This is a genomic window from Streptomyces lacrimifluminis, assembly GCF_014646095.1.
Classification (GTDB): domain Bacteria; phylum Actinomycetota; class Actinomycetes; order Streptomycetales; family Streptomycetaceae; genus Streptomyces; species Streptomyces lacrimifluminis.
Genome location: NZ_BMMU01000051.1, coordinates 22,174 through 31,100, shown reverse-complemented (window position 1 = coordinate 31,100; position 8,927 = coordinate 22,174). Strand labels below are relative to the sequence as shown.

Genomic DNA, 8,927 nt, shown 5'->3' with positions numbered 1-8,927 from the left:
AACACCGCCCGATTGACCATGATCGCCACACCTGGATCATGCCACCGGCCAGACACGACGCCTCACCCGCAATCACGCACCAACTCGTTAGCGCACGATCTGACATGGATGTTCCTCAAGCCCCGTGAGTCCCGCGAGTTCACGCAAACTGAAGGGTTCTCGGTGGGAACTCAAGGGTCCGTCGTCGTGCTCTACGGAGTTGCTTCCGTGGGTTCCAGGCCAACTCGCGACCTTGCCGTTCCTGGTCCCCTGGACGGGTAAGACGCCGAGCGGGTTAGCCAAGAGGGCGGCGGTAGCGCAACTTGTTGAGAGAAGCCCCACCGGTGGTGTCCTTCACGGCTGTGCCGTCTGCGCGCCAGCCGGCAGCTTCGTAGAAGCGCCGGGCGCGACGATTGTCTTCCAGGACCCACAAGGTGGCTTGCGTGTACTCGGCCTGTCGGAGAGTCGGCAACATGGCCAGCATCAAGTGCTTCCCGATCCCAGTGCCCCAGACCTCGGGCATCGCGTAAAGCGTGCCGATTTCCGCGACGGCAGGGGTCTCCTGAGACGGGCCGAAACCTGCGAATCCGACGATCCCCGCCTCGGTTTCGGCTACCAGTACTCCCGACAATGGCCATCGTGTCTCCGCGATGCGTGTCTTCCACTCGGACTCTTCGCGGCTTGGGTCCATGGCGTCGAGGTAGGGCTGGGGGACAAGACCGGCAAAGGCCGCCTGCCAGGAGCGCACGTAAACACCGGCGACCGCTGATGCGTCATCAGGCCATGCCTGTCGAGTCTGCATGTCCGTCATTCTTCAAGTCCCGTCAATCCGGGCCAAGTTCTTTTCCCGGGGGCGATGCCGAGTACTCGGCTGCCTGTTCCAGTAGTGCCCGTGCGGAGTCCGCGTAGCGCATCGCGGTCTTCTCGTCGAGCCCGAACACCTCGGCGAGGTGAAGCGGATCGGGCCCGTGAGTCAGGGCCTCTTCGAGCTGCCGGTCGACGCGGAGCCGCTCCAGCGTCGCGTCCTGGCCGCGCATCGAGGCGCTGATCCAGTGGTTGCTGGCGCGGCTGGTCTTGGTGGCGGTCTGGTTGTTGATCAGCAGATGGAGGTTCGCGGTGCTCGGCCACCGGTTTCGCCGGTGCTCCAGCCAGTCCAGCAGCAGTTTCAGGGTGAGGTCGTCGAGCGGGCGGACGCGTCCGGCGATGGTCAGCCGTCGGTTGCCGAGGTCGACGTCGTCGAGCATGAGCGTGCCGATCTGGGCGACCCGGGCGGCGTGCACCGCTGCGAGGGCGAGGATGAGTCGTGTTGCCGGGGTGGTGGCCGCCGCGACGGACCGGTCGACCTGGGCGGGGACCAGCGGCTGGAGCACGCCGTACTCGTACTGGCCGACCTTGATCCGGCTGGTCGGGTTGCGGAAAAGCAGCCCTTTCCGCTTGGCCCAGGAGAACAGCGAGCGCAGGGCCACGAGTTGGTCACGCCGCTGGTGGCCGTGCAGTGTCTCGATGTAGGTCCGGACGTCGTCGCGGGTCACTTCCCGCAGGTGGTCATAGCGGTCCGACCATTCCAGCAGGGCCGGCCGGACACGGTTGAGGTAGAGCCAGACCGTGCCTTCCCGTCGCGGGAGGCTGCGGGGGCCACCGTCGCGCAGGACGCGGGTCCAGCGCTCGGCCTCCGAGCGGATGCCGGGTGCGAGACCCTCCAGACGCTCGGCGAGCCAGCCCTCGAAGGAGGGTTCGCTGTCGTCCTCGAAGATCCCCATCTCCTCCAGGACCGTGACGACGTGGCCGACCGGGAGGTCGCGGGACCGGAGCGGGTTGAAGATCTCGCTGTGCCGGATGATGTCGCCCTCGACGTACCCGGTGAGGACAAGTGCCAGGCCGCGGTTGACGGCGAAGCGGATGTTGCGTCCCCAGCCCCGTGCCTCGGCGAACCGATGAGCGATGTACTTCGCCCAGGTCAGCCAGGGGCTGGTCAAGTCGACGCCGGAGGGGGCGAGACGGCCGTAGTCACGCGGGACCTGTCCGAACAGCGGCAGCTGTCTCCAGTCGGCATTCGGCCGCCAGGCCGGCGCGGGCGGCAGCTTGCGAGGGGCGCCCCGCCGTCCGCCGCGCCGCCGAGGGGCGAGTGCCGATCCATTGCGGTGGTGCATGCCCATGAAGAACAGCTGATGGTGCCGGACCGCGTTGAGGCGGGCCCTCACGTCGGCCTCGGCGGCCAGCCGGCCGACAGTGGCTTGGGCGTCCAGCCGGGCCTGACACCAGCACAGACGGCAGTAGCCCCACTTCAACGGCTGGATGCGGCGGCAGCCGACGCAGGCGGCCGTCGCGTGGCTGCGGCCGAACATGTAGCAGGCAGGGCAGAGTCGTCCGCTGAAGTCGCCCCAGGCCAGGCAGCCGTCGCAGGAGTCGGTGGGCTTGTAGTAGCCCTTCGGATACCGGCTCATGCAGGCGGCAGCGACCGGCCGTCGCGGCGCTTGGGCACCACCGCCGGAACCGGTGCGGCGGCGCCGACAGCGGTCTGGGTGACGTTCTCATCGCCGGGGCGGATGACCTTCTGCGGTTCCGGGATCAGCAGGTCGCCGATCTCGCAGCCGAGCACGACGCAGATGACGTCCAGGTCGTCCAGTTTGAGGGAGACCGGCTGGCCGGACCACAGTCCGGACATCTTCCCGGCCGAGATCACCAGGCCGTGCTCGGCCAGGCTCCGCTGGAGCTCGGACGCCTTCCAGATACCCTTGTTCGCGGCGGTCAGCCGCAGGTTCCACCTCATCGGGCCAGTCCTTCCAGCCGCTTCGCGGCCCGTTCCATCCCGGCGACCCAGGCGTCCTCGACCCGGGTCTGCTGCACGTGGATATACCGCATCGTGGTGGCGATCCAGGAATGTCCCAAGACCTCCTGGATTGCAAGCAGGTCCAGCCCGTTCCCATAGAGTTGGGACGCGCAGAAATGCCGCAGGACGTGCGGCGTCAACTTGTCCGTCCAGCCCGGCAGATGAGCCTCGACGGCGTTGTCGAGACCGTTGCGCAGGGCGTCGTCGCCGACCCTGCGGGCGGAACCGTCGGTGTTCTTCCGCTCGCTCGGGAACAGCGGGGCGCCGGGCCGTGTGTGGTCGTCGTCGAACTGGCCCCACACGTCCTCGATGAACCACCGCAAGGTCCGGTCGGCGCCGTTGATCAGCGGCACCATCCGCTCGCGCGGCCCCGAACCGCGGGCGCCCTTGCCGTGGCGGACGTGCAGCTTGCCGAAGCGGCCCAGGTCCCACTTGATGTCGTCCAGGTCGAGGCCGCATGTCTCGCTCACCCGCAGGCCGACCTGGGACATCAGCTTTGAGGCGGTGTAGTTCCGGGCGGTCGGGGCGAACTTCCTGCAGGTCGCCAGCTCGCCACCCCAGCCCGAGAACAGCTCCCCGACCTCCGGCTCACTCGGCGGGATCCGCAACTGAGCGTCCTTGGCCCCGCGCGGCCGGTTCAACTCGTCGATCGGGCACTCGACCACCCGGCCGGTCATCCGGTGGATCTCGACCTTGTGCCGCAGCTCCAGGAACATGAAGTACGTACTCAGCGCCTGTGACCGGCCCAGCCGGGTGCCACTGGGCGAGTGCCGCAGCACCTTCCCGAAGTACACGTCCGCGTCGGCGGGCTCCATGTCCCACAACGGCCGGCCGAACCAGGACCTGATTTGATCCAGGTGGCCGACGTCCCCGCGGATGGTGCCGTCCGCCAGTCCTGCCGAGGCCCGCGCGAGAACGAACCCTGACAGCACGTCGGTCTCGAACCGCTCCAGTTCCTCCGCCGACGCGGGCGCCCAGTGCTCACGCAGGTCTCGCACGACTGCCAGCGCCGCCAACCCGAGCCTCCTCGCCTTCGGCCCGACTACGGATCGGTCGGACGAGATGAGAACGCTTCAGGAATCCCGAAGTTACGTCACAGGCCACCAGAGCACACGAAGGAGGAAGAATCCCCCGGCCACGGGCCCCGGGAGTCAGCAGAGCTCAGGGGAACTCGCGGGATGTCGCACATCCTCCATCAAGGTGTTCGTCGACGACATAACGACGCCCAAGATCTCCGTCGGCGACGCCACCTACCGCAGCGGCGCGAACGGCGTCCGGGTCTTCGACACCGCGGCCTCCTTCGACAACGTGGCCTCGCACCCGCCGGGTGACGCACCACGTAGACCCGGCGGGGTGCACCGGCCGGGTTCACCGGTGTGTCCTTACCCCCTGCGTCACATGGCTGTCGAAGCATTCCTTCTTGCCGGTCGCGACCGGGCGGAAGCAGACACTGACGACGGTTCCGGGACGGGTGACCGCCATGGAGGTGTAGACGAAGGCGTCCCTGTCGGCGACGTCTTCGATCTCGGCGCGGCGGACGGGACTTCCTGCGCCGCCCGCCCGCATCTCGATGCGGTCGCCGATCCGCGTGCCCCACATCCGTGCCCAACTGGCCCCGCAGTACCTGTTGTAGCGCAGTTCCATCCACGCGCCGGTGGACATGCGGTGCCGGGCGAGAGTGTCGGGCTGGGCGCCGCATTTCATCGCCATCGGGTCTCTGCCCTCGCAGGCGACTCCCCGGCAGTACGGGCCCGCCGGGGACGAGGCCGCAGACGGGGGCGGGGACGATGACGGCCGCGGCTCGCCGGGCAGCAGCAGGAGCGCCACGGCCACACCTGCGACGGCCGCGGCACACACCGATGCCAGTACGGCGATGAGCACCGGCGTCCGGTGACCGGCCGCGGAGCCGACCCGGCCCGCGGGAGCCGGCACCGGCGGAGGAGCCGAAACCGGAGGAGCCGAAACCGGAGGAGCCGCAGCCGGATAGGGCGGCGGCTCCTGCGCCGCCCGCCCGCTCCACTGCGACTCCGCGATCTCCCACAGCGCCAGACAGCGGCCCTCGGGTTCACCGGCCAGGGCGCACAGTTCCCGCACCACCGGGCGCGGTGGCAGCGTCCTGCCGTTGAGGTAGCGCTCCCAGGACGACTTGCTGCAGGCGGTCTTCGCCGCGAGACCGGCCAGGCTCAGGCCGGTACGCTGCCTCAACTCCCGCAACTCGGCGCTGAGCCGGACGTGTTCCGGTGGCAGTGTCATTTCCGCAGGGCTTTCCAGGTGCGCGGTCCCGCGATGCCGTCCACCTCGAGGTGGACCCGCTTCTGGTAGCGCTCGACCGCGCCCATCGTCAGCGGCCCGAACATCCCGTCGATGCCGCCCGGCGAGATCCCCGCCCTGCGCAGCAGACACTGCACCTCGGCGACCTGCGGCCCGGAGTCGCCGTAGGCCACGGTGGCGTCCAGGGCGCGGCTGTTGCCCGCGTACCAGCGTCCGCCGCTCCGCTCCAGGCGGCAACTGTAGGCGGGCCTCGTGTAGGCCGGTGACGCCGATGCGCTGGCCGCGGTGCGCGTGGCGGCCGCCGGTGCACCGCCGGCCCCGCCATCCGTGATCCGCACCGTCACGAGCACCGCGCAGACCATGACGACCAGGGCCGCCGAGCCCGACATGAGGGCGACGCGCAACACGCCCCCGGGTAATCGCCCCTCGGCCACGGAACTCGCCGAAAGACTCCCCGCCGCCGGTACGGCCGGCTCCGGCAGCGCCGGTTCCGCCAGGGCGGGGGCGGGTTCCGGCGCGGGCGCGCCGTCGCGTCCCGTCCGCCAGGCCTCGGTGGCCACGTCGTGCAACGCGAGGAGCCGGGTCGGATCGTCGCCGCCGATATGGGCCATGGCTTCAACGGCGTCGCGCGGCGGGAGGAACCGGCCGCCGAGGTACCGCTCCCACGACTTCTGGCTGTACCCCGTCCGCACCGCCAGTTGCCGCATGCTCAGCCCGCTGTGGTCCTTCAGCCGGCGTAGGTGCACCAGCAACTGCCGCACGCTCGGATCCAGTTCGCCGGGCAGCGCTTTCCAACGCGGCATGATTCCCCCGTACACACTCATGATCAGTGACCGTGGCCGACAGTCCCTGTCATCGCATTATGTCTAAGCAACCACGTGACCGCACCGCACCGTGGTTCCTGCACAGATACGCAGCCGGCCGCCACCCGCCGCCGCCGTCCCGCCAGAGCGTCCCGCCGGACGACGTCCTTGCAGGTCAGCGGGGGAAGCGTCCCGTCAGGACGTCACTTGTGCGACAACCGTGGCGCCCCTCGCCCTCCGCGACCCACTCTCGTCTCGCCACCTGCACCGCGACCGGGGCAGGGGCGCCCAACGATCCGAGAGGTAAACGACGTATGCGATCGAACGTCTTGGCCAGGGCACTGGTCAGCACCACCGCAGTGATCGGACTCGCCGCCGGCGGCCTGGCGACCTCGGGCACCGGCTTCGCCGCGTCCGGACCGGCCGCGAAGGCCCAGTCGGCCACCATCCTCGCGACGAACAACCTCGGACTGAGCTCCACACAGGCCAAGTACGTCCAGTGCTTCATGCGTGACGCCCCGGCGAGCTACACCGGCGGCATCGACGGACAGCTGGGCACCAACAGCTGGAAGGCGATGCAGCGCCACCTGCGGGCGTACTGGGACTACAACGACAGCATCGACGGCGACCCCGGTGCGAACACGATCAGGGCGCTGCAGCGCATGCTGGCGTTCGGCTGGGACTACAACGACGACATCGACGGTGACCCGGGGAGGAACACCAAGGCCGCGTTCAAGCGGTTCGCCAACGACTTCGCGTTCACCTATCCCTGCTGAGTCCGCTCACGCAGACCTGAGCCGCGCACCGTGGCCCGCCCTCCTCGCGCGGGGAGGGCGGGCCACGGTGCGTCGTTCGGGCTCCGGCCCGCGGACACTGTTCCTTGATCTCTTTCCACAGTTGCTGACCACGACGGGGCATCCGGTGCATCCCTCGCGACGCGCTGACTTCGGACGGTTCTCAGAACCGATTGTGATCGAGGACAAGGTGTGGATCGGCAGTAACGCGGTGGTCCTACCCGGCGTTCGTATCGGATACGGGTTGGTCATCGGCGCCGGCAGCGTCGTCAGCCACAGCATTCCCCCGATGACCGTCGCGGTCGGAACCCCTTGCCAGGTGGTCCGCCCCATCATGGACGAGGACCTCACCACACGTACCGCCGTGGATTAGCGTGAAATCGCAGTCGCCCTGGTTCTCACGCCAGGCTCGGAGTCGGCGCGGCAGTGCGGCAGCAAGGGCGCCGAGCTGTGTGGCAGTGTCACTCACGAGGTGGCCCTCCAGCGGGGGAGGTCGTTGTCAGGCCGATCGGGGCTGGCGAAGTGAAACGGCACGCCGAACTGCTCGGCCAGAGCACGACCGACAGTCTCTGCTTCCTGTGCTTCGGGCCTTGGCGGGACTGCCCCGTTGAACAGTCACAGGTCACTACCGTGCCGGATGGTGGCACCCCGGGCTGCCAAGGGGCCCTCCCGCTCGCCGTCCTGTCACGTTCCCGACGAGACCGTGGTCTCCTCGTCCGAGGTCGGGTCTTTCGCTCCGGCCGCCTCCAGTGCCTTGTTGCGGCGGACGGACGACAGGAAGGAGGCCGCGATCAGGATGACGCCGACCAGGCCGGTGATGATCTCGCTGATCTCGTACTGAATGGTGATCAGCAGGATCGAGGCGAGGGCACCGATCGCGTAGTGGGCGCCGTGCTCTAGGTAGACGTAGTCGTCGAGGGTGCCCTGGCGGACCAGGTAGACCGTGAGCGAGCGGACGTACATGGCGCCGATGCCCAGGCCGAGCGCCATCCAGAAGATGTGGTTGGTGATGGCGAAGGCGCCGATCACACCGTCGAAGGAGAAGGATGCGTCCAGGACTTCCAGGTAGAGGAAGAGGAAGAACGCCGCCTTGCCCGCGAGGGCGACCACCGAGACCGGCCTGCCCTCGGCCTTGGCCGTTTCCTCCGCCTCGTGTTCGTGTTCCTCCTCTTCTTCGAGCTTGTCCTCGAAGTATCCGGAGAAGCCGCCCACGACCAGATAGATGATCAGACCGGCGACCCCGGCGAGCAGCACCGTGGCGGACTTGTCCGCATGGCCCGTGCTGACATGCGCGTGGGTGGCGAACGTCAGCGCCGAGACCAGCAGCGCGATGAGCGCGACGCAGATCGACAGCATGTCGACCTTGCCGAGCCTGGCCAGCGGGCGTTCCAGCCTGCCAAGCCACTTGATGTCACGGTCCTCGAAGATGAAGTCGAGGAAGATCATCAGCAGGAACATCCCGCCGAACGCCGCGATGGCGGGGTGGGCGTCGGTGACGAGGTCCTCGTACCGACCGGGGTTGTCGATGGCGAGCTCGACCGCCTCGATGGGGCCGACCTTCGCGCTGACGGCGACGATCACGACCGGGAAGACCAGCCGCATGCCGAACACGGCGATCAGAATGCCGACGGTGAGGAAGAGCTTCTGCCAGAAGGCGTTCATCTTCTTCAGGATTCCGGCGTTGACCACGGCGTTGTCGAAGGACAGCGAGATCTCCAGGATCGACAGGATCAGGACGACCCCGAACGCCTCCCATCCCCACTGCCACGCCGCGAAGACAAGGCCGGCCGCCGTGACAGCGAACGACCAGCCGAATGTTCTGAACACCATGGCTATACCGCCGCCTTCACCGCGAGAACGGGGCAGTCGGTTCCCAGCAGGATCTGTTGCGCGGCCGAGCCTGTGATCAGCTTGCCGACGGCGCTCCGGCGCCGCAGACCGATCACCACGAGGGTCACGTCCATCTGCTCCGCCAGCTCGATGATCTCCTCGGCGGCATCGCCCCCGCCCAACACCTGGCGGATGTCGAACTCGATGCCCAGCGCGGCGAGATCCTCCCGGACATGAGCCAGATCCGGCTCCTGCGCGAACCGCGGGTCCACATAGGCGTCCCCGCGCGAGGTGTTCACCACCAGCAGCTTCTCGCCGCGCAGCCGGGCCTCGTCGATTCCTGCCCGCAGCGCGGCCTCACCCTCGGGTGAGGGTACGTATCCGACCAGTACGGTCATTTTTTCTGCACTCCCTCTCAGG

General features: G+C 68.3%; 10 protein-coding genes. 2 read left to right on the top strand and 8 right to left on the bottom strand.

What is annotated here, in order from left to right; genetic code table 11:
* Window positions 1–274 precede the first annotated feature (274 nt).
* From IEY89_RS37850 to IEY89_RS37825, 6 genes are all read right to left on the bottom strand, one after another.
* Complete coding sequence (locus tag IEY89_RS37850; RefSeq protein WP_229695663.1) at window positions 275–790, bottom strand: GNAT family N-acetyltransferase; 516 nt, start codon at window positions 788–790, stop codon at window positions 275–277.
* Between the two features lie 13 nt (window positions 791–803).
* On the bottom strand, window positions 804–2,423 hold the full coding sequence (locus IEY89_RS37845) for a site-specific integrase (protein WP_189152074.1): 1,620 nt from the start codon (window positions 2,421–2,423) through the stop codon (window positions 804–806).
* Window positions 2,420–2,749 carry a helix-turn-helix domain-containing protein gene (locus IEY89_RS37840; RefSeq protein ID WP_189152073.1) on the bottom strand — a complete coding sequence of 110 codons (330 nt, stop codon included), beginning with the start codon at window positions 2,747–2,749 and terminating at the stop codon, window positions 2,420–2,422. Before IEY89_RS37840 ends, IEY89_RS37845 begins: the two co-directional genes overlap by 4 nt.
* A complete protein-coding gene (locus tag IEY89_RS37835; protein WP_189152072.1) occupies window positions 2,746–3,825 on the bottom strand; it encodes a tyrosine-type recombinase/integrase in 1,080 nt (359 codons plus the stop codon). Before IEY89_RS37835 ends, IEY89_RS37840 begins: the two co-directional genes overlap by 4 nt.
* Before the next feature lie 352 nt (window positions 3,826–4,177).
* A complete protein-coding gene (locus tag IEY89_RS37830) occupies window positions 4,178–5,062 on the bottom strand; it encodes a helix-turn-helix domain-containing protein (protein WP_189152071.1) in 885 nt (294 codons plus the stop codon).
* Window positions 5,059–5,883, bottom strand: coding sequence for a peptidoglycan-binding protein (locus tag IEY89_RS37825; protein ID WP_189152070.1), 825 nt, complete (start codon window positions 5,881–5,883; stop codon window positions 5,059–5,061). The genes IEY89_RS37830 and IEY89_RS37825 overlap by 4 nt, the downstream gene beginning before the upstream one ends.
* A gap of 314 nt (window positions 5,884–6,197) precedes the next feature.
* Between IEY89_RS37825 and IEY89_RS37820 the strand changes: the two genes are divergently transcribed.
* Together IEY89_RS37820 and IEY89_RS37815 are read left to right on the top strand one after the other, a co-directional pair.
* Window positions 6,198–6,659 (top strand): peptidoglycan-binding protein, encoded by a 462-nt coding sequence (locus tag IEY89_RS37820; protein ID WP_189152069.1) that lies wholly within the window; start codon window positions 6,198–6,200, stop codon window positions 6,657–6,659.
* A gap of 121 nt (window positions 6,660–6,780) precedes the next feature.
* Entirely contained in the window at window positions 6,781–7,050 is a 270-nt protein-coding gene (locus tag IEY89_RS37815; RefSeq protein ID WP_229695662.1) for a DapH/DapD/GlmU-related protein, read from the top strand.
* Between the two features lie 311 nt (window positions 7,051–7,361).
* Here IEY89_RS37815 and IEY89_RS37810 read toward each other — a convergent pair whose 3' ends face one another.
* The gene (locus IEY89_RS37810; protein WP_189152068.1) at window positions 7,362–8,507 is read right to left on the bottom strand and encodes a DUF475 domain-containing protein; all 1,146 of its coding nucleotides are present in this window, start codon (window positions 8,505–8,507) and stop codon (window positions 7,362–7,364) included.
* A 2-nt stretch (window positions 8,508–8,509) separates the two neighbouring features.
* The gene (locus IEY89_RS37805) at window positions 8,510–8,905 is read right to left on the bottom strand and encodes a universal stress protein (RefSeq protein WP_189152067.1); all 396 of its coding nucleotides are present in this window, start codon (window positions 8,903–8,905) and stop codon (window positions 8,510–8,512) included.
* Window positions 8,906–8,927 lie beyond the last annotated feature (22 nt).

Bases quoted from the DNA above. Each gene is read 5' to 3' on its own strand.
- IEY89_RS37830 (WP_189152071.1), bottom strand. From the start codon at position 5,062: ATGACACTGCCACCGGAACACGTCCGGCTCAGCGCCGAGTTGCGGGAG.
- IEY89_RS37820 (WP_189152069.1), top strand. From the start codon at position 6,198: ATGCGATCGAACGTCTTGGCCAGGGCACTGGTCAGCACCACCGCAGTG.
- IEY89_RS37825 (WP_189152070.1), bottom strand. From the start codon at position 5,883: ATGCCGCGTTGGAAAGCGCTGCCCGGCGAACTGGATCCGAGCGTGCGG.
- IEY89_RS37850 (WP_229695663.1), bottom strand. From the start codon at position 790: ATGACGGACATGCAGACTCGACAGGCATGGCCTGATGACGCATCAGCG.
- IEY89_RS37840 (WP_189152073.1), bottom strand. From the start codon at position 2,749: ATGAGGTGGAACCTGCGGCTGACCGCCGCGAACAAGGGTATCTGGAAG.
- IEY89_RS37810 (WP_189152068.1), bottom strand. From the start codon at position 8,507: ATGGTGTTCAGAACATTCGGCTGGTCGTTCGCTGTCACGGCGGCCGGC.
- IEY89_RS37845 (WP_189152074.1), bottom strand. From the start codon at position 2,423: ATGAGCCGGTATCCGAAGGGCTACTACAAGCCCACCGACTCCTGCGAC.
- IEY89_RS37805 (WP_189152067.1), bottom strand. From the start codon at position 8,905: ATGACCGTACTGGTCGGATACGTACCCTCACCCGAGGGTGAGGCCGCG.